The organism is Klebsiella sp. GW_Kp182, assembly GCF_040062275.1.
GTDB classification, from domain to species: Bacteria; Pseudomonadota; Gammaproteobacteria; order Enterobacterales; family Enterobacteriaceae; genus Klebsiella; species Klebsiella michiganensis.
Genome location: NZ_JBEAFQ010000061.1, coordinates 1 through 26,981 on the forward strand (window position 1 = coordinate 1; position 26,981 = coordinate 26,981).

The following is a 26,981-nucleotide window of genomic DNA, read 5'->3' on the forward strand; positions in this document are numbered from 1 at the left end:
GGGTCCACCGCCGTCTGCGGGCCGGTAGCCCGGGTCAGGCGTTTACGCCGCAACCGGGAATGTACGGGGATAAATACATCGATGCGGCTTCTTCCCGGGTTGCGCTGCGCTTACCCGGGCCAGGAGTCCACCGCCGTCTGCGGGCCGGTAGCCCGGACAGGCGCAGCGCGCCGCCTCCGGGAAAACCCGGCTCAATTAATTTTCGCTCGCCATCTCCGGGCGCTGAAAGCGGCGCAGCTCGCGTAGCAGCCCCACCAGCACCACGCCCACAATGACCAGCGCCCAGCCGCTGGCGCTCGCCGAAGCGGCCGGCGTCAGAATCGCGCCCAGGCCGCCGAGCAGCGCCGCGCCTATCGCATCGCCGGTCACGTTCTGCGCGGTCCACAGCCCGTTGATACGCCCGAGCATATTTTCCGGGGTTTGCGTCTGAATCAGCGTATATTGCAGCAGCGAGCTTATCGCGCTCAGCCAGCCAAACAGCGCCAGGCACAGGGCGCCCAGCGCCCACACCGGCATCAGGCTGAACAGCGCAATCGCCACAAAGGAGCCAACGGTGGTCGCCAGCATCAGCACGCCGGGCCTCGCCGTCTGCGCCAGCTGTCCGCTGGTCAACGCCCCGAACGCCGCGCCCAGAGGGATCGCGGCGTACAGCAGGCCAATCTGCGACGTCGACATCTGCCAGCTCCCGGCCAGCGCCGGATAGAGCACGCGCACCGCGCTGGCCATGGTCAGCAGGCCGCCAAGCAGCGCAATGCCGCCGATAAGCGGGCTGTTAAACAGAAACTTCAGTCCCGCGTACAGCGATTTTAGCGGATGCTCGCGCGGCTGCGGCGGCGGCGCCAGCCGCGGCAAACGCAGCAGCGTCAGCGTCGTAATAAAGGTACCTGCCGCCGCCAGGCCGTAGTTCCAGGCCACGCCGCCGGTTGCCAGCAGCAGGCCGCCGATCATCGGCGAAATCACCGAGCCCAGCCGCACCGTCAGCATGGTGATCGCTCCGGCCTGCATCAGGTTTTCCCGGCCAACCAGCGCCGGAGTCGCCGCCAGCAGCGCGGTCACGCCGATTGAGGCGAACAGGCCGTCCCAGATCCCCAACAGATAGATAGCGATGAGCGACGGCTCCGGCAGCATGGCGTTGAGACACAGGCCGACGAAGCCAATCCCGCAGGTGCCGCGCGCCAGCAGGATCAGACGTTTACGCTCATAGCGGTCGGCAAGCACGCCGCCGATCATCAGACCGACAAACATCGACCCGCCGGTTAAGGTCACCGACAGCCCCACTTGCCAGGTGGAATGGGTCATCAGCTGGATTTGTACCGGGATCGCCACGCCCAGCAGGCCAAGCGACAGGATCGAGATAAAGCGGGCGATAAAGACGGCGCGAAAGGCCGGGTGGGTTTTCAGCAAGCTGAGATTCAGCAGCCAGGATTGTCGGTTCATGACAGCGCCTTGTTATTATTTTCCATACCATTTTTATGGGTGCACATGCTAACATAACCGGATAGAATCGATAACGATAATTACTATCATTATCATGTCAGGGATGTAAGCCATGTCGTCTTCCACGACCGCGGCGCGCGCCTTTGCCGTGCCGGGTCTTTTAATCGTTTTAATCATCGCCGTTGCGCTCAGCCTGCTGGTCGGCGCCAAACCCCTGCCGTTTAGCGTCGTCATTGATGCCTTCACCGGCACCTGCCAGAGCGCCGATTGCACCATCGTCCTTGATGCACGACTGCCGCGAACCCTCGCCGGGCTGCTGGCCGGCGCCGCGCTGGGTCTGGCCGGGGCGCTGATGCAAACGCTGACCCGCAACCCGCTGGCGGACCCGGGGATCCTCGGCGTCAACTCCGGCGCCAGCTTCGCTATCGTGCTGGGCGCGGCGCTGTTTGGTCTCTCCTCGCCGCAGGAGCAGCTGCTGATGGCCTTTTGCGGCGCGTTCGGCGCCTCGCTGCTGGTGGCCTTTACCGGCAGCCAGGGCGGCGGCCAGCTGAGCCCGGTTCGCCTGACCCTCGCGGGGGTCGCCCTGGCGGCGGTGCTGGAAGGGCTTTCCAGCGGTATCGCCCTGCTTAACCCTGACGTCTACGACCAGCTGCGCTTCTGGCAGGCGGGCTCGCTGGATGTGCGCACCCTGCAAACATTGAAAATCGTGCTGATCCCGGTACTCATTGCCGGCCTGGTGACGCTGCTGCTGAGCCGGGCCTTAAACAGCCTGAGCCTCGGCAACGATACGGCCACCGCGCTCGGCAGCCGGGTCGCGCGTACTCAGCTTATTGGTCTGCTGGCGATTACCGTCCTGTGCGGCAGCGCCACGGCGGTGGTCGGGCCCATCGCCTTTATCGGCCTGATGATGCCGCATATGGCCCGCTGGCTGGTGGGCGCGGATCATCGCTGGTCGCTGCCGGTGACCCTGCTGGCTACCCCTGCCCTGCTGCTGTTTGCCGACGTGCTGGGGCGCCTGCTGGTGCCCGGCGAACTGCGGGTTTCGGTGGTCAGCGCCTTTATCGGCGCACCGGTGCTGATCTGGCTGGTACGCCGCCAGCCGCGCGGAGGTGGCATGTGATTGCGCCTTCTCGTCGCCTGATTTTTAGCTGCCTGCTGCTGCTGGTCGCCAGCGCGCTGGTCTCCCTGTGGGGGCTGGGCACCGGCCTGGTGCCATTGAGCGTTGAGCAGGTTATCTCGGCGCTGCTCGGCGATGCGCCGCGCAACGTCGCCATGGTGGTGACCGAGTGGCGCCTGCCCCGCGTGCTGATGGCGCTGCTGATTGGCGCCGCCCTCGGCGTCAGCGGCGCGATTTTCCAGTCGCTGACCCGCAACCCGCTGGGGAGCCCGGACGTGATGGGGTTTAACACCGGGGCCTGGAGCGGCGTGCTGGTAGCGATGGTGATGTTTGGCCAGAACCTGGCGGCCATCGCCATGGCGGCCATGGCTGGCGGGATCCTTACCGCGCTGGCGGTCTGGCTGCTGGCGTGGCGCAACGGGATTGAAACCTTTCGCCTGATTATTATCGGCATCGGCGTGCGCGCTATGCTGGTGGCATTCAATACCTGGCTGCTGCTGCGCGCTTCGCTGGAAACCGCCCTCTCCGCCGGGCTGTGGTATGCCGGTTCGCTTAACGGTTTGACCTGGGGAAAAACCTGGCCCTCTGCGCCGCTGATTCTGCTGATGCTGGTCTGCGGGACGCTGCTGGCGCGGCGCATGCGGCTGCTGGAGATGGGTGACGATACCGCCTGCGCCCTGGGCGTGCGGGTTGAGCGCTCGCGGCTGCTGCTGATGCTGGTCGGGGTGGTGCTGACCGCCGCCGCTACCGCGCTCGCCGGGCCGATTTCGTTTATCGCCCTGGTGGCGCCGCATATCGCGCGCCGCCTCAGCGGCACCGCGCGCTGGGGGCTGGCCCAGGCGGCGCTGTGCGGTGCCCTGCTGCTGGCGCTGTCTGACTACTGCGCGCAGCGTCTGTTTATGCCCTATCAGTTGCCGGTGGGCGTGGTGACCGTCAGCCTTGGCGGCATCTACCTTATCGGGTTGTTAATTCAGGAGTCCCGCAAAAAATGACCGCTGTAACCTCCCGTTTGCGCGGCGACCAGTTGACCCTGGCGTACGGCAAAAAAACCATCGCCGAATCGCTGAACGTCACCATTCCCGACGGCCACTTCACCGCCATTATTGGCCCTAACGGCTGCGGTAAATCGACGCTGCTGCGTACCCTGAGCCGCCTGATGACCCCGACATCCGGTCATGTGTATCTCGACGGCGAGCAGATCCAGCGTTACGCCAGTAAAGAGGTGGCGAAGCGGATCGGCCTGCTGGCGCAGAACGCCACTACGCCGGGAGATATTACGGTTCAGGAGCTGGTGGCCCGCGGGCGCTATCCGCACCAGCCGCTGTTTACCCGCTGGCGCAAAGAGGATGAAGAGGCGGTCAGCAGGGCGATGAAGGCCACCGGCATTACCGACCTGGCGCTGCAAAGCGTCGATACGCTCTCCGGCGGCCAGCGCCAGCGGGCGTGGATCGCCATGGTGCTGGCCCAGGAGACGGCGATTATGCTGCTCGATGAGCCCACCACCTGGCTGGATATCAGCCATCAGATCGACCTGCTTGAGCTGCTAAGCGAGCTGAATCAGGAGAAGGGCTATACCCTGGCGGCGGTGCTGCACGATCTGAACCAGGCCTGCCGCTACGCGACCCACTTGATCGCCCTGCGCGACGGCAAAATCGTCGCCGAGGGCGCGCCGAAGGAGATTGTCAACGCGGCGCTGATCGAGAAGATTTACGGCCTGCGCTGTACGATCATTGACGATCCGGTGGCGCATACGCCGCTGGTAGTGCCGCTGGGCCGCAAGTAGAGATTCCCGGCTCGCGCTGCGCTTCGCCGGGCTACCCAATCTGGCACAAACGGTAGCCCGGGTAAGGCGTTAGCCGCAACCCGGGAGTTCATCTGCCCCTAATCCAATATCTCCCTGAGCACCGGGCCGATCGCTTCAAAGGCCTGCGGAGAGATAATATCCACGTGTGCGCAATCCTGGCTGAACACCTCCAGCTCGCCGACCCACGGCCCCCACACCACCTGCGGGTCCATCCCCGGCTGACGGGTTTTCTCCGCTACGAACAGCGTCGCCTTACCGTCAAACTTCGCGCTGTGCGCGGTGGTCAGCAGGCGCACCGCATCGGCATAGTTGCCTTCGATAACGCTGAACAGCTCGCCGGAAGCCTGCCCCTGCTGGGCGGCCAGAAACGCCTCGCGTTCACGGGCGATCTCCGCCAGCACCTCAGGATCCAGGCCGTTCGCCTCTTTCTCCGCCCAGTTCTGCGTCTCCGGCGGCCAGGTATCCAGCAGACCGAGGAAGGCCACCGCTTCGCCGCGCTGGCGTAACCGGGCGGCAATCCCCTGCGCCAGGGTACCGCCGAGCGAATAGCCCAGCAGATAATAGGGGCCGTGGGGCTGCTGCGTCAGCAGGGTGTGCAGATGATGTTCACACACCGCATCCAGATCCGCCGCCGTGGCCATCGGTCCCTGCGGTCGCGGCGACTGAATGCCGACGATCGACCAGCGCGGGCTTAAATAACGCGCCAGCACGCTGAACTGCCAGGCAAAACCGGAAGCAGGATGGAAGCAAAATAGCGTCGGGCCGTCGCTCTCGCGCAGCGGCAGGAGAGCGTCGAAGCCCAGCCGTTGCGCCTGCTCATCGCTGAGGTCCGATGCCAGCAGCGCGCTCAGCTTGCCGACGGTAGACGCGACCATCACCTGCCCCGGCGTCACCTGCCGCTCCAGCTCGCGGCCGAGCGTCGCCGCCAGGCGCATCGCCAGCAGCGAATGGCCGCCGAGGGCGAAGAAATCGGCGTCGATATCGTTCACCTCGCAGCCGAGCAGCTGGCTAAAGGCCGTGGCGACGGTGGTTTCCACGCCAGGTTCCGGCGGACGTCCGCTGCGTTCACTGCTCAACGTGGGTAACGGCAGCGCTTTACGATCCAGCTTGCCGTTGGCGCTTAGCGGCAGCGCCGGCAGCTGAATCAGCACCACCGGCACCATATGCGGCGGCAGCTGTTCGCCAAGCCGCGCTTTGAGCGCGGCGGCGTCCAGCGGCAGGCCGGAGTCAGAAACCAGGTAGCCCACCAGCTGACGGGCATCGCCGCCGGTCGCCGCCGCCTGATTGAAGACGCAGGCGTGAGCCACCGCCTGCGCAACGTCCGGCAGCGCGGACATCGCGCGGTCAATCTCGCCCAGCTCAATCCGCTGGCCGCGAATTTTTAGCTGGTCGTCGCTGCGCCCGAGATACTCGACGGCGCCGTTATCCAGCCAGCGGGCAACGTCCCCGGTGCGGTACATGCGCTCGCCCGGCGCGTAAGGGTCGGCAATAAAGCGGCTGGCGGTTAAATCGGGGCGCCCCAGATAGCCCTGCGCCAGCTGAATGCCGGTCAGGTAGAGATCCCCCGCCACGCCCGGCGGCACCGGGCACATGGCGGCATCAAGAATGCGTAGCCCGGTATTCCACACCGGCCAGCCAATCGGCACGCTGGTGCCGCTTACCGCCGCCAGTTCGGGCCCATAGGCCGGATACCAGCTAACGTCCACCGCCGCTTCCGTAGGGCCATACAGGTTATGCAGCGGCGCGCCGGTCAGCTGCTCCCATTCCCGACACAGCGCCGTCGGCAGCGCTTCGCCGCTGCAAAATACCCGGCGCAGGGTTTGGCAGGCGCCGACGTTCTCCGCCTCCAGCGAGGCGACGAACGCCGCCAGCATCGACGGCACAAAGTGGGTGGTGGTGACGCCATAGCGGGCAAAGAACCGCTGCATCGCCAGCGGATCGCGATGGGCTTCCGGCTCGGCCATCACCAGCTGCGCGCCGGCGATAAATGGCCACCAGAACTCCCAGACCGACACATCAAAGCTGCACGGCGTTTTCTGCGCCACGACGTCGTCAGCGCAGAGCGGATAGTGGTCCTGCATCCACAGCAGGCGGTTGACGATGGCGGTTTGCCCGACCATCACCCCTTTCGGTCGCCCGGTAGAGCCGGAGGTAAAGATGATATAGGCAGTATGCTCCGGCCGTGAGAGCGCCAGCGGCGCGGCATCCGCCGCCGCCAGCGGCTGCTGGTAGCACAGGCTTTCCAGGCCGGGAATATCGCTAAAGCGCGCCCGCTGATCTTCAGAGGTAATCAGCAGCGACGGCCGGGCGTCTTCCAGCATCATCCGCAGACGATCGTCGGGATAGCCGGTATCCAGCGGCAGCCACGCGGCTCCGGCCTCAACAATACCGTGCAGCGCCAGCGTCAGGAATACCGAACGCGGCAGCGCGACCGCGACGCTATCGCCCGGCTTGACGCCCCGCGCGCGAAGCTGTTCAGCCAGCGCCACCACCTGCTGGCGCATCTCGCGGTAGCTAAACTGCCAGCGGCCGTCCGCCAGCGCAGGGGCATTCGGGGTTTTCGCCGCCTGCTCCGCTACCAGCGCGCTCAGGGTGGTGAGCGGCAGGTCGACAGCGGTCGCGTTGACCTGCCGCAGCTGTTCCGTTTCCGCCGCCGACAGCATATTCGCCTCGCCGCAGCGCAGGGTCGGATTATCGGCAAACTGGGCCAGCAGCGCGGAGAGTCGGGAGATATGGTTACGCAGCGTCCGTTCCTCGTAGCGCTGCTTATTCGCCAGCACCTCCAGCGACAGCCCCCCGGCTTCATCCGGGAAGAGCGCCAGCTCCAGGTCATTGACCGGGCCGGTGGCCAGAGTGTGGGTAATGGCCTCCACGCCGTCGATATCCAGCTGATAGTCGAAAACTTTAATATTGAGCACCGGGCCAAACAGCGGTTCATCGCCCGCCGCTCTGCCGCTGTCGCGCACAATCTGTTCGGCGTCATAGCGCTGATGGCGGCGCATTTTCTTCAGCTGCCCGGCAAGACGCGTGGCCAGCTCCGGCAGCGTTTCCCCGGCGTCAATAGTGACCGCCAGCGGCAGAACGTTGAGCACCGGGCCGGTAGCGGTGAGCGCCGCAGAGCCCATGCGGCGCATAAAAATAAAGCCCGCGGCGTAATCCGTTCGGCTGCACAGCCGTCCCAGCCAAAGGGCGGTCAGCGCCAGCGCCAGATCGGCGCGCTGGCACTGCGGCGCCCCTGCCGCCAGCCGGCTAAAGACCCCGGCATCCACCTCCAGCTTCATGCGCCAGATATCGCTGCTGGTCGCCCTTCCCGCCAGCGGCGCGTCGGAAAGGGAGGCCGGAGCCGGTAGCGCCTGACGCTGCGCCTGCCAGAACTGTTTATCACGCTGCCAGGCGTCGCTGCCGTAGTAGCGCTGATACTCTTCCACCACCTCGGCAAATGGCGTAAACGGGGAATCAGGCGTCGCTTCGCCGCGCTGCCAGGCGCGGTAGATCGCGGCGATCTGGCGGGTAATCGCCGGGAAGCTGAAGCCATCGACCAGCAAATGGTGGTAACGCTGATACCAGTACCAGCGGTTATCACCCACCCGCAGCAGCTGATGGCAGACCAGCGGATTGCCGCCGTCCACCCGCAGGTTTTGTCCGAGGTCGGCCTGCATCAGCGCCAGCGCGGCCGCGTGCGGGTCGCTCGCGGCACGCAGATCCCGGTAATCCGGTTCGGCAAACGCGCGATGTTCATCGACCCACTGCCAGGCTTCGCCGTTATCTTCGCAAAAACGCATGCTGAGGGTGTCGGCCTGCGACAGCCCGGTGACAATGGCCCGGCCGAGCAGTATCGGGTCGATATCACCGCGCAGCTCAACATAGTGGGCGACGCTCCAGGCGCCGGGCAGCGTCGAGAGGCGCTCCGCCATCCAGATCCCCGGCTGCGCCGCAACCAGCGGTAAACGTGTGGTCATCGTGGGCTCCTCAGGATGCATGGTGGGCGGGGGTCAAGGTAGACCAGTTTGCCGCCAGCCAGTCATTGCACGCCGCTAACGACTGCGGCGGGCACTCCACCGCCCAGCCTTCCGGCAGCGCGCAGGAGTGTGGCCACAGGCTGAACTGCTGCTGGCCATTGCGCAGGATGTAAAACTGCCCTTGCGGATTGTCGAAGGGGTTACTGAATTGCATGTCTAATTCCTCGTAAAGCGCGCGTTGTTACTCATCACGGCATAAAGGCTGCCACAGCTGGATAAGCCCGGCGGTCAGCCCGCCGCGCCAGCACAGCGCATCATGCCCGCCGTCAACCTGACGCCAGAAAATCGTCTGCTGTTCCAGATGCGCCAGTAGCGCCTGGTTGGCGCGAAAAATGATCGGCTCGCGAATACCGGCTTCCAGCCAGATACGTAGCCCTTGCGGATGTAATTCGCCGCGGCTCAGGCGGTCAATCAGCAGACCCGTCTGCGCGCCGCCGCGATGCGGCCACCAGTAAGAGCCGGACTGGCTGAGCACGCAGCCAAAGCGCTGGGGCCAGTAGAGCGCGGCGAACATCGAGGCCAGGCCGCCAAAGCTCTGACCCGCCACCACCGTGCGGTCGGCGCGATCGCTGAAAGGCGCCAGCCGGTGAACCATTGGCAGCAGTTCTTCCTGAACCGCCAGCCAGAACGCCTCATTGCAGGGAAGCTCCGCGGCCCGGTGCGGATTATCAATCGCGTCAATCAGTAGATAAACCGCCGGCGGCAGCCGTTTTTCGCGGGTTAAGCCCGCCAGCGGCGCCCATACCGGCATGCTTTCTGCCCAGAACTGGCCATCCAGCAGGATCGCCAGCGGGCGCGCCTGCGGCTGCGCGTCGCCGGTGGCGTAAACCCATATCCGTCGGCGGTTGCCGAGTCGCTGGCTCTGCCATTCGATGCAGAGCGGCGGTGGATAAGGTTCATCGCGCAGGGCCCAGCCGGGCTGTTCGGGGGCGTCCGGCAGCTCCAGAGCGGAGACCGCGTGGCCGCGCCCGCCCTTCCAGCTTTGCGGATTGAGCGGGTCGGCAATCGCCTGCGGCAGCAGCCTGCGCCAGCCTTCGCGCAGCAGCGCGCGGTCCGGGCCGTCACCGTTAAAAAGCTGGGGGGAAAAGTCGTCGTCGCGGGCGGAAGGGATAAAGCAATAGCTGCCGCGCCAGGTCGGAGAAAGCGTGGTTTGCCAGCACCAGGCATCGGTACCGGGAATGCGCCGCAGGGTTTGCGGTACGGCATTTTTATGATGGTCAGTCACGCCGGTGATATAAATCCATACCCGCTGGATGGCCGAAGACGTTTCGTTGCCCGCCGGATCGCGCCACCAGAAGGTTACCCGATACGCGCCTTCAACGGCTTCGATTTGCGGGCCGGAGATATGCTGCCACCAGTCGTCACTTCCTGTCTTATGCATTCCTTTTCAACCCTATGTTTATCGTGACATTTATCAACAAACGCATTAATAAACGCAATATTTATTGATAATATTATTGATAACTATTTTCATTTGCAATAGCGTATTAGCGCGCTGTGGGAAGCGCGTCTTTCAAAATTAAACATGTCTGAGAGGGCTCATTTAGTCCGCGACGGAGCGCCCTTTGCCCTCGACTGGCAACATTGATACCGCCTCTCCTCCCGCTGGGAAGGGTCTTTTGGAGAAGGTGGCGACAAAAAGCAGGAATTACAATGAATAACAGGATCAAATCCCTGGCCTTGCTGGTCAATCTGGGAATCTACGGGGCTGCGTTTCCGCTGAGCGCGGCGGAAACCGCCTCCGATAGCAAAACCGCAACCGCTGATGAAACCATGGTCGTCACCGCCGCCGAGCAGAACCTGCAGGCGCCCGGCGTTTCAACCATTACCGCAGATGAAATTCGTAAACGCCCGCCTGCGCGTGACGTGTCGGAAATTATCCGTACCATGCCCGGCGTTAACCTGACCGGCAACTCCACCAGCGGCCAGCGCGGCAATAATCGCCAGATTGATATTCGCGGCATGGGCCCGGAAAACACCCTGATCCTGATTGACGGCAAGCCCGTGACCAGCCGCAACTCCGTGCGTCTGGGCTGGCGCGGCGAGCGCGATACCCGCGGCGATACTTCATGGGTACCGCCGGAGCTGATCGAACGTATTGAAGTCATTCGCGGCCCGGCGGCCGCGCGCTACGGCAACGGCGCGGCGGGCGGCGTGGTCAATATCATCACCAAGAAAAGCGACGGCGAATGGCACGGTTCATGGAACACCTACATGAACGCCCCGGAGCATAAAGAAGAAGGCTCGACCAAACGCACCAACTTTAGCCTCAGCGGCCCGCTGGGCGGCGATTTCAGCTTCCGCCTGCTGGGCAACCTCGATAAAACGCAGGCCGATGCCTGGGATATCAACGACGGGCATCAGTCAGAGCGTACCGGTGCGTACGCTAATACCATGCCTGCCGGGCGTGAAGGGGTTAAAAATAAGAACATCAACGGCGTCGTGCGCTGGGATTTCGCCCCGATGCAGTCGCTGGAGTTTGAATCCGGCTACAGCCGTCAGGGCAACCTCTACGCGGGCGATACGCAGAACACCAATACCAACGATCTGGTGAAAGAGAACTACGGGAAAGAGACGAACCGCCTCTATCGCCAGACTTACTCCGTCACCTGGAACGGCGGCTGGGATAACGGCGTGACCACCAGCAACTGGGCCCAGTACGAACGTACCCGTAACTCGCGTAAAGGCGAAGGTCTGGCGGGCGGTACGGAAGGTATCTTCAACAGCAACCAGTTCAGCGATATCGACCTCGCCGACGTGATGCTGCACAGCGAAGTTAACATCCCGCTGGATCTGGTGTTTAACCAGAACCTGACGCTGGGCTCCGAGTGGAACCAGCAGCGGATGAAGGATTTGGCGTCAAATACCCAGACCTTTATGGGCGGCGATATCGACGGCTATGACAGCACCGGCCGTAGCCCATACTCAAAGGCCGAGATCTTCTCCCTGTTTGCCGAAGACAACGTGGAGCTGACCGACACCACCATGCTGACGCCGGCGCTGCGTTTCGATCATCACACGATCGTCGGCAACAACTGGAGCCCGTCGCTCAACCTGTCTCAGGGGCTGGGGGATGACTTCACGTTGAAAATGGGCATCGCCCGCGCCTATAAAGCGCCGAGCCTGTACCAAACCAACCCGAACTATATTCTCTATAGCAAAGGCCAGGGCTGCTACGCCAGCGGCACCGGTACCGGTTGCTACATGATGGGTAACGATGACCTGAAAGCCGAAACCAGCATCAACAAAGAGATTGGCCTTGAGTTTAAACGCGACGGCTGGCTGGCAGGGGTGACCTGGTTCCGCAACGACTACCGCGATAAAATCGAAGCCGGCTACGCGCCGATTGCACACACTTCGAAAGGTAACGTCAATACCGATATCTATCAGTGGGAAAACGTGCCTAAAGCGGTGGTTGAAGGTCTGGAAGGCACCCTGAACGTGCCGGTCAGCGAAACGGTGAACTGGACCAATAACATCACTTATATGCTGCAAAGTAAAAACAAAGAAACCGGCGATCGTCTGTCGATTATTCCGGAATATACCCTGAACTCCACCCTGAGCTGGCAGATTCAGCAGGATATTTCCGTACAGTCGACCTTCACCTGGTACGGCAAGCAGCAGCCGAAGAAATATAACTACAAAGGTGAGCCAGCGGTGGGTTCTGAAACGGATGAAGTCAGCCCATACAGCATCGTTGGCCTGAGCGCCACCTGGGATGTGACCAAAAACGTCAGCCTGACCGGCGGCGTGGATAACGTCTTCGACAAGCGCCACTGGCGCGCGGGGAATGCGCAAACCACCGGTAGCCTGACCGATGTTTCTTATATGGCTGGCGCGGGCGCCAATACCTATAACGAATCAGGCCGCACCTGGTATCTGGGCGTCAATACCCACTTCTGATTGTTTACCGTTCCCCCCGCCCTCTTGCCATAGAGGGCGGCGGGGAGAATCTGTTAACATCCCCCCTATGCAAACCCAACGTTCTATCATTCAGCTTGCCGATCGCTCGCTGCAGCGTGTCGATTTCGACCCATTGACCTTTCGGCCTGAAGATCTCCTCTGGCTGCCTCATCATGCCCGGCTAAGCGGCTGCGCCCGCAAGCGGCAGAGCGAACATCTTGCCGGGCGTATCGCCGCGGTTTATGCGCTGCGGGAGGTCGGTGAGACAGAGATCCCTGCCATTGGCGACCAACGCCAGCCCCTGTGGCCTGCGCCGTGGTACGGCAGCATCAGCCACTGCGAACGCAGCGCGCTGGCGGTTGTCTCCGCCGGGCCGGTCGGCGTTGATATTGAGCGCATCCTGTCTCCCGCCCTCGCGGCCGAGCTGGAAAGCAGCATCGTCAATAGCGCGGAAAAAAGCCTGCTGGACGCCAGCGGCCTGCCGTCGGCGCTGGCGCTGACGCTGGCGTTTTCGGCAAAAGAGAGCGCATTTAAGGCCAGCCCGCCCGAAATACAGAACGGCGTGGGTTTCAGCGATTTTGAGGTGACGTATATAAAGGAAGGAAATCTGCTTCTTCGGATCTCCGCCGGGGAGTATCGGCTGCAATGGATTAAGGCCGGTGACTACGTCATCACGCTCTGCGCGACGTAAAAACAAAACCCGCGCGGCAGACCGCGCGGGTTATCGGTTTAAGCCGGCGTAAAGTCAGCGCATTTTCTGCGCCAGCCCGGCGACGGAAGCGGCATCGAAACCGTGGTGTTTGCGCAGCCAGCCGCGGTCCGCCGCCGCCGCATACTCGCCATCCGGGATCCCCAGACGTTTGAGCGGGATTCCCGCGCCAGCTTCGGCCAGCACTTCCGCCACCAGGCTCCCCAATCCGCCGTTGACGTTATGCTCCTCCACCGTTATCACCGCCTTGCACGGTTTCAGCGCCGCCAGCAGCGCGGCGGTATCGCAAGGGCGAATGGACGGCACGCTCACCACTTTGGCCTGAATCCCCGCATCGGCCAGCCTCTGCGCGGCATCGACGATTTCATGCACCGTCGATCCGGTAGCGACCAGCGCGATATCCTCGCCTTCCCGCAGCGTAACGACTGCTCCCGGCACAAAGCGATAGCTTTCATCGTGCAGCTCCGGCAGCGCCTTGCCGTCGAGGCGAATATAGACCGGCCCCTGATAGCCGATGGCGTAATCGATAATCTGCCGACATTCGCGCGGCGAAGACGGAGCGAAAATCTGGATATTACCGAAGCCGCGCATCACCGCCAGATCGTCAATCGCGTGATGGGTGCTGGCCAGCGGGCCGTAGCTGGCGCCGGCGTTAAGGCCAAATAGCTTAACGTTGGTGTTGTTATAGCAAACGTCGACTTTAATCTGCTCATTGGCGCGGGAAATCAGGAACGGCGCGGCGTTACAGGTGACCGCCACTTTGCCTCCCAGCGCCAGACCCGCCGCCGTCCCGACCATGCTCTGCTCGGCGATGCCCACGTTCACCAGACGCCCGGGGAACTGTTTAATAAACGGCGCGATTTTGGCCGTTGACGTGGAGTCAGCCACCACCGGCACCAGATCGACGCCGCGGTCGACCGCATCAATAAAGGCCTGAACCATCACGCTCGCCAGGTGTTCTGCATTACTCATCTTTCAGTTCCTCCAGTGCCAGTGCAATTTCTTCGCCTTTCGGTACCCGGTGGTGCCACTCCGGGCGCCCCTGGATAAAGGAAATACCGGCACCTTTCGTGGTGTTGGCGATAACGACGTTCGGTTTACCTTCCTGCTTCAGCCCTTCCAGGGTCGCCACTACCGACGCCATGTCGTTGCCCTGGCATTCGGTGACCGTCATCCCGAAGGCCTTCCATTTATCAGCCAGCGGATCGGTATTCATGATTTCGCGCGTCGGACCCGCCAGCTGGAGATTGTTCTTGTCATTAATAATGATGAGATTATCAAGGCCGTAGTGCGCCGCGGCCAGCGCCGCTTCCCAGTTGCTGCCTTCCGCCAGCTCGCCATCGCCGGTAATTAAAAAAATGCGGCGGGAGCTGTTGCTTTTTTTCGCAGCCAGCGCCAGCCCCACCGCAACAGGCAAACCGTGGCCCAGCGCGCCGGTATTGAGCTCAATCCCCGGCGTTTTCTGGCGCACCGGGTGACCCGGAAGATGGGAGTTCGCATGCTGATAGGTTTCCAGCCACTCAACCGGAAAGAAGCCCGCCTCGGCCAGCACGCAGTAGTAGCAGCCCACCGCATGGCCTTTCGACTGGATGTAGATATCGCGCTGGTCGTCAGCCAGACGCTCCGGCGCGACGTTCAGAATGCGGAAATAGAGCGCGGTGAGCAGTTCAACCTGCGACAGGTCGGCGCCGGTGTGCCCGCCCGCAGGGCTGTTGGCGTTCAATCTGACGATATGGCGACGTACGGCGCGGGCTTTACGCTCAAGGGCCTGGACATCATAGCTATAGGGATTCATTTAATACCTCTGAATTTATTTTCAACTTGGAATATTTATTCCGTCAGGGACTAAAAAAACCAGACATCCCCAGGCAACGCATCGTAAGGCTTACGCCGCTGCATCATACTCAGGAACATTCTGCCTCCTTACCACCGGGCGTGACGTCACCCGGGCACTTTTCAGTTGACCTGAAATCGCCATGAATATATATTCACTAACGACTCTTTATTCAATTATGCGGCTACTGTTCTGTTTTTGTCCATAGCTGATTTTGAGGATTGGCGAAAGTTAGATATCCATCACACTTAACTGTCTTTTCTTTTCGCGTATGATAATGAGCTCTAACATAATGGCTGCACGTAAATGATTTTCGGGGAAATATATGGCTAAGCAGGATGAACAACGGCTATTAGTTAAGATTGCCACGCTCTACTATCTTGAAGGACGAAAGCAGTCCGATATCGCTCAACTTCTCTCGCTTTCTCAGTCATTTATCTCCCGAGCGATCGCCCGCTGCCAAAAAGAAGGCGTGGTCAAAATCAGCGTTGTTCAGCCATCGAATATTTTCCTCAATCTTGAAAAAGGCCTCGAGGATCGCTACGGAATTAAACAGGCCATCGTCGTGGATACCGAAGAGGACGCCAGCGATCACACCATCAAGCGCGCCATTGGATCCGCCGCGGCCCACTATCTGGAAACGCGATTGCGGCCGAAAGATCTGATTGGCGTCTCGTCGTGGAGTTCGACTATCCGCGCAATGGTTGATGAGGTTCACGCGCAAAACCTGAAGGCCAACGGCGTGATTCAACTGCTCGGCGGCGTGGGTCCTAACGGTAACGTGCAGGCGACCATCCTGACCCAGACCCTGGCGCAGCGTCTGAACTGTGAAGCCTGGCTGCTCCCTTCCCAGAGCATCGAAGGTTCTACGGAGGAGAAAAATCGCCTCGTGGCCAGCAAAGATGTCGCCGATGTGATTGCGCGCTTCGACGAAGTCGATATCGCCATCGTCGGGATTGGCATCCTTGAACCTTCGCAGTTGCTCAAAACGTCCGGTAACTACTATCACGAAGATATGCTGCAGGTGCTGGCGGAACGCGGCGCCGTGGGTGACATTTGCCTGCACTACTACGATAAAAACGGCAAGGCGGTGTTACGCGATGATGAAGATCCTGTGATCGGCATGGCGCTGGAGAAAGTGAAGAAGTGCCCTAACGTGGTGGCCCTTGCCGGCGGCAGCGAGAAGGTAGCGGCTATCAAAGGCGCGCTTTCAGGCGGTTATATCGATGTTCTGATCACCGATTATCCAACGGCCAGGCTGCTTATCGCCGGGTAATTTCCTCACTCAAACACTTTCCCACAGCCTTTACGCTTTCCTTCAGGCGTAAAGGCTTCGCCAATAAATTTTTATATTTCAATCGTATATAACCAGAAAACCGCGCTCTTTTCCCCCGACATCCGGAAGCTTCACCAAACGGATAAGTGTGATTGCCAGCACAATTGATAACTTTTCCTGTAGCCCGACGGGAAGTTTCTGGCTAAGGTAACAAATAAATAATCACTATCGAATATATATTCAGTGATTAAAAAAGTGAAAACGAATTGTCACATCATGGCCTGCTAAGAAGCAATGCGATAAAGAGGAATGCCGACTTCCCCCTCCGCGCCAGGACGAAGTGTGACTCAGGAGACTACCTAATGCAGGCAACACGTAAAGAGTTCATCATTGCGCTGGACGAAGGCACCACCAATGCCAAAGCCGTCGTACTCGATAGCCGCGGCCAGGTCGTGGTGAAATTCTCTCAGCCGCTGGCGATCCAGACGCCGCGTGAAGGCTGGGTCGAGCAGTCGGGAGAAGTCCTGGTTGACGCTTCGCTGGCGGTTATCGCGCAAGCGGTAGCGCACGTTGGCGCAGAAAACGTCGCGGCATTAGCCATCAGTAACCAGCGCGAGACCGCGATCGGCTGGTATCGCCAGAGCGGTAAGCCAATCAACGCCGCGATCACCTGGCAGTGCAGCCGCAGCGCCGCGTTTTGCGATGAACTGCGCCACAGCGATAAAGAGCGGCAAATCAAGGCTGTGACCGGCCTGCCGATTGCGCCTCTGTTTTCGGCCTCGAAAATGCGCTGGCTGCTGGAATCCCTTCCTGAGGGGCGCGCGCTGGCTGAGCGCGGAGAAATCTGCCTCGGCACTATCGACAGCTGGCTGCTGTGGAACTTAACCCAGGGCGATGCGTTCTACTGCGATTACTCCAATGCCGCGCGTACCCAGCTGCTGAACCTGCAAACCGGCCAGTGGGATGACAACATGCTGGCGCTGTTCCAGATCCCGCGCGCCGCGCTGCCGGAGATCAAGCCCTCCAGCGGATTGTTTGGCTATACCCGGGGGTTGAACGCTATCCCTGACGGTATTCCCGTAATGGCGATGGTCGGGGATTCCCACGCCGCGCTGTTTGGCCACGCGCTGGGTGAACTCGGCTGCGTGAAAGCCACCTACGGTACGGGGTCATCGGTGATGGCGCCGGTAAAATCCGCACAGTGCGATATCGACGCGCTGGCCACCACCATCGCCTGGCACGACGGCGACAGCATCACCTACGGACTCGAAGGTAATATTCCGCATACCGGCGATGCCGTGGCGTGGATGGCGGACAGCACCGGTCTGAGCGAACTTTCCGATGCCGAACTGGCGCATGAACTCAACACCCTGCCCGCCTCCGTGGACTCCACGCTGGGCGTCTATTTTGTGCCAGCGTTAACCGGCCTGGGAGCCCCGTGGTGGGATGACAGCGCCCGCGGCGTGATTTGCGGCCTGAGCCGCGGCGTCAAGCGCGCCCATCTGATTCGCGCCGCGCTGGAATCCATTACCTATCAAATCGCCGATGTCGTGGTAGCGATGCGCCAGCAGGACGACTTCCACTTAACGGCGCTGATGGTCGACGGCGGCCCAACCAGGAACGACTGGCTAATGCAGTATCAGGCTGACCTGCTCGGCTGTCCGGTGATGCGCAGCGACGTTGCCGAGCTGTCGGCGATTGGCGCGGCCCTGCTCGCGCGCAAAGCCCTGAATCCCGGATCGGTGACCGACCTGAACGCGTTTTTAACCGAACACAGCGAATTTATCCCCGATATGGCCCGCCACCAGCGCCTGCAGAAAAGATGGCAGGAGTGGCGCCATGCGGTGAACAGAACATTATGGAAACCGGCAACGTCCGCCTGACGCCCACCAGGGAATCGAACGCGTGACGCACCTTAGAGCCTATCCCAGTAGGCGTTATTGGCGCAGGCAGTTTGAACACGGACAGCGCGGAAGAACCGGAGCGTACACGTAGTACGTGAGGATTCTGAGCACTGCCCTGGTTCAAAATGGCCAGTAAAATAGCCCTAATGGATAGGCTCTTAATCATCAACAAAAGGAGACCCCCGGCCCATAAACTCGATTTACAGGCCTTACGTTGTTTCACCGTACCCGACAATAACAACCAAGAGAGAAAATTGTCATGAAATTACGTTTAACGCTTTTAACCGCTGCTACCCTGACCGCCTTTTCTTTCGCTGCCCAGGCGGCAGAAAAAGGCACCATCATGATCATGGTTAACTCGCTGGATAACCCCTATTACGCCTCTGAAGCCAAGGGCGCCAGCGAAAAAGCCAAAGAGCTGGGCTACCAGACCACCATTTTGTCGCATGGTGAAGATGTCAAAAAACAGAATGAGCTGATCGATACCGCCATCGGTAAAAAAGTTCAGGGCATTATTCTGGATAACGCCGACTCCACCGCCAGCGTCGCCGCCATTGAAAAAGCGAAGAAAGCGGGTATTCCGGTGATTTTAATTAACCGCGAAATTCCTGTCGATGATATCGCGCTGGAGCAAATTACCCATAATAACTTCCAGGCCGGTTCTGAAGTCGCCAACGTATTTGTCGAGAAAATGGCGGAGAAAGGCAAATATGCCGAACTGACCTGTAACCTTGCGGATAATAACTGCGTGACCCGCTCTAAATCTTTCCACCAGGTGATTGACCAGTACCCGGATATGGTCAGCGTCGCTAAGCAGGACGCGAAAGGCACGTTAATCGACGGCAAGCGCATTATGGACAGTATTCTGCAGGCGCACCCCGACGTGAAAGGCGTGATTTGCGGCAACGGTCCTGTGGCCCTCGGCGCCATTGCCGCGCTGAAAGCCGCGAATCGTAACGATGTGGTGGTGGTCGGTATCGATGGCAGCAACGATGAGCGCGACGCGGTAAAAGCCGGCACCCTGCAGGCCACCGTAATGCTTCAGGCGCAGGCCATCGCCGCTCAGGGGGTGACCGACCTCGATAACTACCTGCAAAAAGGTGAAAAACCGGCCAAGCAGCGCGTGATGTTCCGCGGCATTCTGATTACTCAGGACAATGCAGACAAAGTGCAGGACTTCAATATCAAATCCTGATTTCGGGTTGTTGCGCCCCGTCCGGGGCGCACAGGAGCGTATTATGTATAAAAAAATCTCGCTGACGCTGGTTATTCTTGCGCTCGGGGGCTGTCGTATCGTCTCTCAGCAGGAGCTGGCCGATCTTAAATCTCCGCCCAACCCGCATATGGCGGATATCGATCGGACATGGCAAGACCAGCTGGTTCCCCAGGTTGTGGCTAAAGCCCGCCCCGTTGCCGAGCTGATGACCGCCCTGCGCGCGGCGAAAGATATCGATAGCGCCTGCAAAACCTTAGGCTATCGCGCTCAGGACGAAAACCCCTGCGTGTTTTACGTCAAAGTCGAAGGCAATATCAGTAAAATTGACTCCGCTTCGCGCAGCGGAAAAATGACGATTGAGGATATCAGTGGCGGCAACGTGGCGGTGCAAATTGGCCCAACGCTGCGCGGCACATTATTACGCGACGGCTATCAGGGCGCCAGCTATCAGGACTTTAACGATCAGGTGCTGTTTGGCGAATATAGCCGGGCGATTAACGAACATGCGGTCAAGATGATCCAGACGGCGCAGGTGAAAACCGGCGAAGCGGTACAGGTGTACGGCGTGTTCTCGGCCTGGGATATTCCGCAGACCGTGCCTGATATTACGCCAGCCAAAATTGTTCGTTTGGGAGGGCAATAACATGCAGCGGCAAGAACTCGTCAATTCCCAACCAGTCGACTCTGAAGTTATTATCGAAACTCGCGAATTATCTCGCGTTTATCCGGGCGTTGTCGCCTTAGATAGCGTGAATTACCGGGTCTATCGAAATAAAGTAAACGTTCTGATCGGTGAAAATGGTGCGGGTAAATCCACCATGATGAAAATGCTTGCTGGCGTTGAAACACCCTCTTCCGGTCAAATCATTCTTGATGGCGCCCCGGTGACCCTTAGCTCAACGCACCAGGCTGAAAAGCAGGGAATCAGCATCATTTTTCAGGAATTAAATTTATTCCCGAATATGAACGTCATGGATAATATTTTTATGGCTAACGAATTCTTTCAAAAAGGGAAGATTAACGAAAAATATCAATATGAGTTAGCCAAATCATTACTGGAAAGACTGGAGCTGAATGTCGATCCCTACACCCAGCTTGGCGAATTAGGCATTGGCCATCAGCAGCTGGTGGAAATTGCGCGCGCGCTTTCTAAGGACACCCGGGTATTAATTATGGATGAACCCACTTCCGCGCTCAGCCAGTCGGAAGTCAAAATCCTGTTTAACGTGATCGAACAGCTTAAACGCCGCGGCGTCACCATTATCTATATTTCCCATCGTCTGGAAGAGCTGATGGAAATTGGCGACCACATCACTATTTTCCGCGACGGGCGCTTTATCAGCGAGCGCGAGGTCAGCGACGCCAGTATTCCGTGGATTATCGAACAGATGGTCGGCGATAAGAAAAAACATTTCGACTACCGGCCGGCGCCGAAAGGCGAAGCGGTCCTTGCCGTTGAAGGTCTGACGGCGCTGCACCCCAGCGGCGGCTATAAGCTCAACGATGTGACCTTTACCTTAAGTAAGGGAGAAGTGATCGGCATCTACGGCCTGCTCGGCGCCGGACGCACGGAGCTGTTTAAAGGTCTGGTCGGCCTGATGCCCTGCCAGAGCGGTAACGTCCATCTCAACGGCGAAAATATCGAAAAGGCCCCGTTCCAGGCGCGGCTGAAAAAAGGGCTGGCGCTGGTGCCTGAAGACCGTCAGGGCGAAGGCGTGGTGCAGATGATGTCGATTCAATCGAATATGACCTTATCCGATTTCAGCCTGCAGGGATTTCGCCGGGCGTGGAAATGGCTGAATCCGCAGAAAGAAATCGCTTGCGTCAAAGAGATGATTCGCGAACTGGCAATCAAGGTGAGCGACCCCGATCTGCCTGTCACCTCGCTCAGCGGCGGCAACCAACAAAAGGTGGTGCTCGGCAAGGCGTTGATGACGAAGCCGGAGGTGGTGTTTCTCGATGAGCCCACTCGCGGTATCGACGTCGGCGCGAAAACCGACGTTTATCATCTGATCGGCAAAATGGCCCAGCAGGGTCTGGCAGTGATGTTCTCTTCATCGGAGCTGGATGAAGTGATGGCGCTGGCGGATCGCATCCTGGTCATGGCCGACGGTCGGATTACCGCCGATTTACCGCGTCATGCGGTGACCCGCGAAAAACTAATCGCGGCTTCAACACCTCAAGATTAATCAGGCTGGAACCCATCATGAACCAGAAATATATGATTTATATGTACCTGCTGAAGGCCAGAACGTTCATCGCTCTGCTGCTGGTTATCGCGTTCTTCAGCGTGATGGTACCGAATTTCCTGACCACATCTAACCTGCTGATTATGACCCAGCACGTGGCCATCACCGGCCTGCTGGCCATCGGCATGACGCTGGTTATCCTGACGGGCGGTATCGACCTCTCCGTCGGCGCCGTGGCCGGCATCTGCGGCATGGTGGCCGGGGCGCTGTTAACCAACGGCCTGCCCTTATGGAACGGCAGCGTTATCTTCTTCAACGTACCGGAAGTGATCCTCTGCGTGGCGCTCTTCGGCGTGCTGGTTGGCTTCGTTAACGGCGCGGTCATCACCCGCTTCGGCGTCGCGCCCTTTATCTGCACCCTGGGCATGATGTATGTCGCCAGAGGCTCGGCGCTGCTGTTCAACGACGGCAGTACCTACCCCAACCTCAACGGCATGGAAGCGCTGGGCAACACCGGTTTCTCCACCCTGGGATCCGGGACGCTGTTGGGCATCTATCTGCCAATCTGGCTGATGATCGGCTTCCTGCTGCTGGGCTACTGGCTGACCACCAAAACCCCGCTGGGCCGCTATATCTACGCTATCGGCGGTAACGAATCCGCCGCACGCCTGGCCGGCGTGCCTATCGTCAAGGCAAAAATCTTCGTTTACGCCTTCTCCGGCCTGTGCTCAGCGTTCGTTGGCCTTATCGTCGCCTCGCAGCTGCAAACCGCGCACCCGATGACCGGCAATATGTTCGAAATGGACGCCATTGGTGCCACCGTGCTCGGCGGAACCGCGCTGGCGGGCGGTCGCGGTCGGGTGACCGGGTCAATCATTGGCGCGTTCGTCATCGTCTTCCTCGCCGACGGCATGGTGATGATGGGGGTCAGCGATTTCTGGCAGATGGTCATTAAGGGGGTGGTTATCGTCACCGCCGTCGTCGTCGACCAGTTCCAGCAGAAACTGCAGAACAAAGTCATCCTGATGCGCCGCCATGAGGAGAAGCTGGCGGCGGCAGGCGCCACCAGTTAATCACCTATTTATTACCCCGCCGGACGCACTGCCGTCCGGCTTCAATAAGGGATGAAAAACATGCAAAGAAATTTCCACAACAAAACGGTTGTTATCACCGGCGCCTGCCGCGGAATTGGTGCCGGTATTGCCGAGCGCTTTGCGCGCGACGGCGCGAATCTGGTGATGGTCTCTAACGCCGAGCGCGTCCACGAAACGGCGGAAACCCTCCGCCAGCGCTACCAGGCCGACATCCTGTCGTTACAGGTTGATGTGACCGACGAAGCGCAGGTGCAGTCGCTGTACGAGCAGGCGGCAGCGCGTTTCGGCACCATCGACGTCTCTATCCAGAACGCAGGCGTGATCACCATCGACTATTACGATCGCATGCCGAAAGCCGACTTTGAAAAAGTGCTCGCCGTTAACACCACCGGCGTCTGGCTGTGCTGCCGCGAAGCCGCCAAATATATGGTCAAGCAGAACCACGGCAGCCTGATCAACACCTCTTCCGGCCAGGGTCGTCAGGGCTTTATCTACACCCCGCACTATGCCGCCAGCAAAATGGGCGTGATCGGCATCACCCAAAGCCTGGCGCACGAGCTGGCGCCGTGGAATATCACCGTTAACGCCTTCTGTCCGGGCATTATCGAAAGCGAGATGTGGGACTACAACGACCGCGTCTGGGGCGAAATCCTCAGCACCGAGCAGAAGCGCTACGGTAAAGGCGAGCTGATGGCGGAGTGGGTCGAAGGCATTCCGATGAAGCGCGCCGGCAAACCGGAAGACGTTGCCGGGCTGGTGGCGTTTCTCGCCTCCGACGATGCACGCTACCTCACCGGGCAGACCATCAATATCGATGGCGGCTTGATTATGTCGTAATGCCGCCAGCCTGGCATTTTTCAGGTCAGGCTACACAAATCATGTCCCGGAGGCGGTGCTGCGCACCTGTCCGGGCTACCCGACTACCCGACGGCACAAGCCCCGTAGCCCGGACAGGCGCAACGCGCCGCCTCCGGGAACGCCAACACCGGGCATGCTAAAGAATATTTTTTAGAGAGTAATAACTATGATCGCAAAAGATTTTGCCCAACAGCTGTTTAACCTGCAGGACCGCGTGGCCTTTGTCACCGGCGCGGGCAGCGGCATCGGCCAGATGATTGCTTACGGGCTCGCCAGCGCGGGGGCTCGGGTCGTCTGCTTCGATCTCCGCGAAGACGGCGGCCTCGCCGAAACCGTCAAAAATATTGAAGCCATCGGCGGAGAGGCCAGCTTCTACACCGGTGATGTACGCCAGCTTAGCGACCTACGCGCCGGCGTGGCATTAGCGAAAAGCCGCTTTGGCCGCCTCGATATAGCCGTCAACGCCGCCGGGATTGCCAACGCCAATCCGGCGCTGGAGATGGAAACCGAGCAGTGGCAGCGGGTTATCGATATTAACCTGACCGGCGTGTGGAACTCCTGCAAAGCGGAAGCCGAACTGATGCAGGAAACGGGCGGCGGTTCGATTATTAATATCGCCTCGATGTCCGGCATTATTGTTAACCGCGGTCTCGATCAGGCGCACTACAACTGCTCTAAAGCGGGCGTTATCCACCTGTCAAAAAGCCTGGCGATGGAGTGGATCGGCAAAGGGATTCGGGTCAACTCCATCAGCCCCGGCTATACCGCCACGCCGATGAACACCCGCCCTGAAATGGTTCATCAGACCCGCGAATTCGAAAGCCAGACGCCGATCCAGCGTATGGCGAAGGTTGAGGAGATGGCCGGCCCGGCGCTGTTCCTCGCCAGCGATGCCGCCTCGTTCTGCACCGGCGTTGACCTGGTGGTTGATGGTGGTTTTGTCTGCTGGTAGAACGGATTTAGCGTAGAAAAATGCCGGTAAGGGTGAGGTTGACGTCAGTGAAGCAGTATGCAGGGTGGTGGCGCGATTGTTTTAACCGGTCGATGTTCTCTCGCCGTCCATCCTGCCCCCATAAGCAGAAAAAAGGTGCCTTAAGGTTCCTTACCCAGCCTGCGGATAAGCGGGGATAGCTCCCCGCATACCGGCTACTTCTTCGTTTCGTAAGCGAGAACGGCCTTGAACTCCATACTACGTTCTTTGATGCTCAGCTCGCACAGCGAATCGCGCACCATTAACGTCAATCCCAGCGCTGTCAGACACAGCACGATGATTGCCACCAGGGCGTATTTTGTCAGCATCTCGTTGCCTCCATGCGAAGAAGAGGCTACTATCCAACGTGCTAGGTTTGGATTGTAGGCCTCAGGTTGATGGGAACATCTCCTGGGGCTTCGTCTTTCTGAATCCTCACCTAAGCCTGAACGCAGAAAGCCTCAGGCACCCGCCGCCATCATACGCTTCCCTGCGCAATTCACTGTATATTTAACCAGCCGCAATCCTTTTTCAGAAAACGTTTAGATAGCCTACATTCCGGGGAAGGTCACGCTGTTGCCCGGCGCTTCGCGATGCAGATGGATAAAGTTCAAATGACGCTCGTACTGGTCAAGAATATCGGTAATGACCTGCTCTTTGCTGTAGTCCATCAGGTCGTTGCCCTGACTCCCTTCCAGCAGGAAGGTCTCCAGACGATAGTAGGTCGACTTCCCGCTGCGCGCCCGGTAGGTAAAGCCGGGAATGGAGTACTGCTGCGGCCAGATCTGATAAACAAAGTTCTGCTCGTCGCCCATATGCACCAGCAGGTCAAGATGGCCCAGGCTGTCTCCCTCTTCCGGCGGCAGGCTTTTCAGCTCGACGTAAGCGCCGCGCAGCTTCAGCTCCTGCGCCACCTCTTCCATCGCCGGGAAGCACACCGTCTCCATCATCTGGCGGGTATAGCGCGTGCCGGGATAGTTCATCAGCCGCGACAGGCGCTTCTTCCAGCTCAGGCGATCCTGCACGCCGAGCGGTCGCGGAGCGGTATCGCGGTTGGCGCTCTCGCGGCGATAATCCTCGACCTTCAGCGACTTGTACAATCCCGCCATCACGAAGAAGATCACGAAGCTAAACGGCAGCCCCATAATCACCGTCGCGTTCTGCAGGGCGGAAATGCCGTTAGTCATCAGCATCCCGAGGGTCAGCAGGCCGATAACCACCGACCAGAAGATCCGCAGCCAGTTTGGCGCATCGCTGTTGATATCCTTCAGCTTCGAGGTGAAGTTACCCAGCACCAGCGCCCCGGAATCCGCGGAGGTCACATAGAACAGCAGGCCGGTAATCGTCGCCACCGAAGCGCTAAAGGTAAACGCCGGATACTGCGCCAGCAGGTTATAGAAGCCGCGCTCCGGGTGGGCGACCGCCTCGGCGGCGAAGGCCGCATTGCCGTGGATGATTTCATACAGCGCGCTATTGCCGAACACCGACAGCCACAGCAGGGTAAAGGTGAACGGGATAATCAGCGTTCCCACCACAAACTGACGAATGGTGCGTCCACGTGAAATACGCGCCAGGAACAGGCCGACAAACGGCGACCACGCCACCCACCACGCCCAGAAGAACAGGGTCCAGTTGTTCATCCACTCTACCGGACGATCGAAGGCGAAGCTGTTCAGGGTCATGCCCATAAAACGATTCACATAGTCGCCAACGTTGAGCACCAGCGCGTTGAGCAGAAACTCGGTGTCGCCCATAAACAGGACAAACAGGATCAGCCCGAGGGCCAGCACCACGTTAAGCTCGGAAAGAATACGAATGCCTTTATCCACCCCGGAGGTCACGGAGATGGTGGCGATAATGACCGACAGCACGATCAGCGCCGCTTTCGCGCCCAGCGAGTCCGGAATATCAAACAGCACGTTGAGGCCGTAGTTTAGCTGCACCACGCCAATCCCGAGCGTGGTGGCGATACCAAAAATGGTGCCGATAACGGCGGCGATATCCACGCTGTGGCCGATTGGGCCATTAATTTTTTTGCCGAAGATCGGATAGAGCGCGGAGCGGATGGTCAGGGGTAAATTATAACGATAGCTAAAGTATCCCAGCGCCATCCCCATCAGGGCATACATCGACCAGCCGGTCAGCCCGTAGTGAAACAGCGTCCACACCATCGCCTGGCGCGCCGCCTCCATGGTCTGCCCCGCCCCTTCCGGCGGCTGCATATACTGGGTCACCGGTTCGGCGACGGAGAAGAACATCAGGTCGATACCGATACCGGCGGCGAACAGCATTGCCGCCCAGCTGAGCACGCTAAACTCCGGCTTCGAATGTTCCGGCCCGAGCTTCACCGAACCGAAACGCGAGCAGGCGATGCACACGACAAACACGATATAGAGCGTCGCGGCGAGCAAATAGTACCAGCCAAAGGTGCGGGAAACCCAGTTCAGGGTACGGCCAATCCAGGCCGCGGAAAAATCGCTGAAGAAGAGAGTCATCAGGGAAAACAACAAAATCAGTCCGGCGGAAGTGTAAAAAACCACCGGATTGATTTTGTCCTTTTCTCTGCTCGGCGAAAGGTCTGTCATCCATTCTCCTTACTGTTTTTGCAACTATTAGAACCAAAATCGGCAACAATTAAGACACATTTTATA

21 protein-coding genes are annotated in these 26,981 nt (G+C 59.7%); 13 read left to right on the forward strand and 8 right to left on the reverse strand.

What is annotated here, in order from left to right:
* Positions 1–195 precede the first annotated feature (195 nt).
* A complete protein-coding gene (entS, locus tag ABLU88_RS24915) occupies positions 196–1,437 on the reverse strand; it encodes an enterobactin transporter EntS (protein WP_049069702.1) in 1,242 nt (413 codons plus the stop codon).
* A gap of 112 nt (positions 1,438–1,549) precedes the next feature.
* Between entS and fepD the strand changes: the two genes are divergently transcribed.
* Genes fepD through fepC form a run of 3 tightly spaced genes read left to right on the forward strand, consistent with a single transcriptional unit; the run spans position 1,550 to position 4,337 of the window.
* On the forward strand, positions 1,550–2,557 hold the full coding sequence (gene fepD, locus ABLU88_RS24920; RefSeq protein WP_014228353.1) for a Fe(3+)-siderophore ABC transporter permease: 1,008 nt from the start codon (positions 1,550–1,552) through the stop codon (positions 2,555–2,557).
* Positions 2,554–3,546 (forward strand): iron-enterobactin ABC transporter permease, encoded by a 993-nt coding sequence (fepG, locus tag ABLU88_RS24925; protein ID WP_064375726.1) that lies wholly within the window; start codon positions 2,554–2,556, stop codon positions 3,544–3,546. The genes fepD and fepG overlap by 4 nt, the downstream gene beginning before the upstream one ends.
* Entirely contained in the window at positions 3,543–4,337 is a 795-nt protein-coding gene (gene fepC, locus ABLU88_RS24930) for an iron-enterobactin ABC transporter ATP-binding protein (protein WP_064375725.1), read from the forward strand. Before fepG ends, fepC begins: the two co-directional genes overlap by 4 nt.
* 98 nt (positions 4,338–4,435) lie before the next feature.
* Here the strand turns inward: fepC and entF are convergent, their stop codons facing one another.
* Genes entF through fes form a run of 3 tightly spaced genes read right to left on the reverse strand, consistent with a single transcriptional unit; the run spans position 4,436 to position 9,758 of the window.
* On the reverse strand, positions 4,436–8,317 hold the full coding sequence (gene entF, locus ABLU88_RS24935; protein WP_348838337.1) for an enterobactin non-ribosomal peptide synthetase EntF: 3,882 nt from the start codon (positions 8,315–8,317) through the stop codon (positions 4,436–4,438).
* 10 nt (positions 8,318–8,327) lie between these two features.
* Complete coding sequence (locus tag ABLU88_RS24940) at positions 8,328–8,531, reverse strand: MbtH family protein (protein WP_032719765.1); 204 nt, start codon at positions 8,529–8,531, stop codon at positions 8,328–8,330.
* A gap of 27 nt (positions 8,532–8,558) precedes the next feature.
* A complete protein-coding gene (fes, locus tag ABLU88_RS24945; protein WP_185219539.1) occupies positions 8,559–9,758 on the reverse strand; it encodes an enterochelin esterase in 1,200 nt (399 codons plus the stop codon).
* A 272-nt stretch (positions 9,759–10,030) separates the two neighbouring features.
* Here fes and ABLU88_RS24950 point away from each other — a divergent pair, with 272 nt between their 5' ends.
* Together ABLU88_RS24950 and entD are read left to right on the forward strand one after the other, a co-directional pair.
* A complete protein-coding gene (locus ABLU88_RS24950; protein WP_049079990.1) occupies positions 10,031–12,280 on the forward strand; it encodes a TonB-dependent siderophore receptor in 2,250 nt (749 codons plus the stop codon).
* Positions 12,281–12,347: 67 nt separating this feature from the next.
* Positions 12,348–12,971: an enterobactin synthase subunit EntD gene (gene entD, locus ABLU88_RS24955; RefSeq protein WP_048263526.1), complete on the forward strand. Its 624-nt coding sequence runs from the start codon at positions 12,348–12,350 to the stop codon at positions 12,969–12,971.
* Between the two features lie 54 nt (positions 12,972–13,025).
* Here the strand turns inward: entD and ABLU88_RS24960 are convergent, their stop codons facing one another.
* Positions 13,026–13,961, reverse strand: coding sequence for a transketolase C-terminal domain-containing protein (locus ABLU88_RS24960; RefSeq protein WP_025107043.1), 936 nt, complete (start codon positions 13,959–13,961; stop codon positions 13,026–13,028).
* Positions 13,954–14,784 (reverse strand): transketolase, encoded by an 831-nt coding sequence (locus ABLU88_RS24965; protein ID WP_004848651.1) that lies wholly within the window; start codon positions 14,782–14,784, stop codon positions 13,954–13,956. The genes ABLU88_RS24960 and ABLU88_RS24965 overlap by 8 nt, the downstream gene beginning before the upstream one ends.
* A gap of 364 nt (positions 14,785–15,148) precedes the next feature.
* Between ABLU88_RS24965 and ABLU88_RS24970 the strand changes: the two genes are divergently transcribed.
* From ABLU88_RS24970 to ABLU88_RS25005, 8 genes are all read left to right on the forward strand, one after another.
* A complete protein-coding gene (locus ABLU88_RS24970) occupies positions 15,149–16,099 on the forward strand; it encodes a sugar-binding transcriptional regulator (RefSeq protein ID WP_004848649.1) in 951 nt (316 codons plus the stop codon).
* A 362-nt stretch (positions 16,100–16,461) separates the two neighbouring features.
* Entirely contained in the window at positions 16,462–17,982 is a 1,521-nt protein-coding gene (locus tag ABLU88_RS24975) for an FGGY-family carbohydrate kinase (protein WP_109240912.1), read from the forward strand.
* Positions 17,983–18,262: 280 nt separating this feature from the next.
* Positions 18,263–19,198, forward strand: a complete 936-nt coding sequence (locus tag ABLU88_RS24980) for a D-ribose ABC transporter substrate-binding protein (RefSeq protein WP_348838343.1) — start codon at positions 18,263–18,265, stop codon at positions 19,196–19,198.
* A gap of 43 nt (positions 19,199–19,241) precedes the next feature.
* The gene (locus ABLU88_RS24985; RefSeq protein ID WP_285924755.1) at positions 19,242–19,862 is read left to right on the forward strand and encodes a DUF2291 domain-containing protein; all 621 of its coding nucleotides are present in this window, start codon (positions 19,242–19,244) and stop codon (positions 19,860–19,862) included.
* Position 19,863: 1 nt separating this feature from the next.
* Entirely contained in the window at positions 19,864–21,408 is a 1,545-nt protein-coding gene (locus ABLU88_RS24990; RefSeq protein WP_014228343.1) for a sugar ABC transporter ATP-binding protein, read from the forward strand.
* A 17-nt stretch (positions 21,409–21,425) separates the two neighbouring features.
* Positions 21,426–22,481 carry an ABC transporter permease gene (locus ABLU88_RS24995; RefSeq protein ID WP_004848640.1) on the forward strand — a complete coding sequence of 352 codons (1,056 nt, stop codon included), beginning with the start codon at positions 21,426–21,428 and terminating at the stop codon, positions 22,479–22,481.
* A gap of 60 nt (positions 22,482–22,541) precedes the next feature.
* Complete coding sequence (locus ABLU88_RS25000) at positions 22,542–23,339, forward strand: SDR family oxidoreductase (RefSeq protein ID WP_014228342.1); 798 nt, start codon at positions 22,542–22,544, stop codon at positions 23,337–23,339.
* 187 nt (positions 23,340–23,526) lie between these two features.
* Positions 23,527–24,312 (forward strand): SDR family oxidoreductase, encoded by a 786-nt coding sequence (locus ABLU88_RS25005; RefSeq protein WP_224237386.1) that lies wholly within the window; start codon positions 23,527–23,529, stop codon positions 24,310–24,312.
* A 194-nt stretch (positions 24,313–24,506) separates the two neighbouring features.
* Here the strand turns inward: ABLU88_RS25005 and ABLU88_RS25010 are convergent, their stop codons facing one another.
* Positions 24,507–24,659 (reverse strand): Hok/Gef family protein, encoded by a 153-nt coding sequence (locus ABLU88_RS25010; RefSeq protein WP_004130292.1) that lies wholly within the window; start codon positions 24,657–24,659, stop codon positions 24,507–24,509.
* Positions 24,660–24,881: 222 nt separating this feature from the next.
* The gene (gene betT, locus ABLU88_RS25015) at positions 24,882–26,915 is read right to left on the reverse strand and encodes a choline BCCT transporter BetT (RefSeq protein ID WP_025107047.1); all 2,034 of its coding nucleotides are present in this window, start codon (positions 26,913–26,915) and stop codon (positions 24,882–24,884) included.
* Between the last annotated feature and the right edge of the window lie 66 nt (positions 26,916–26,981).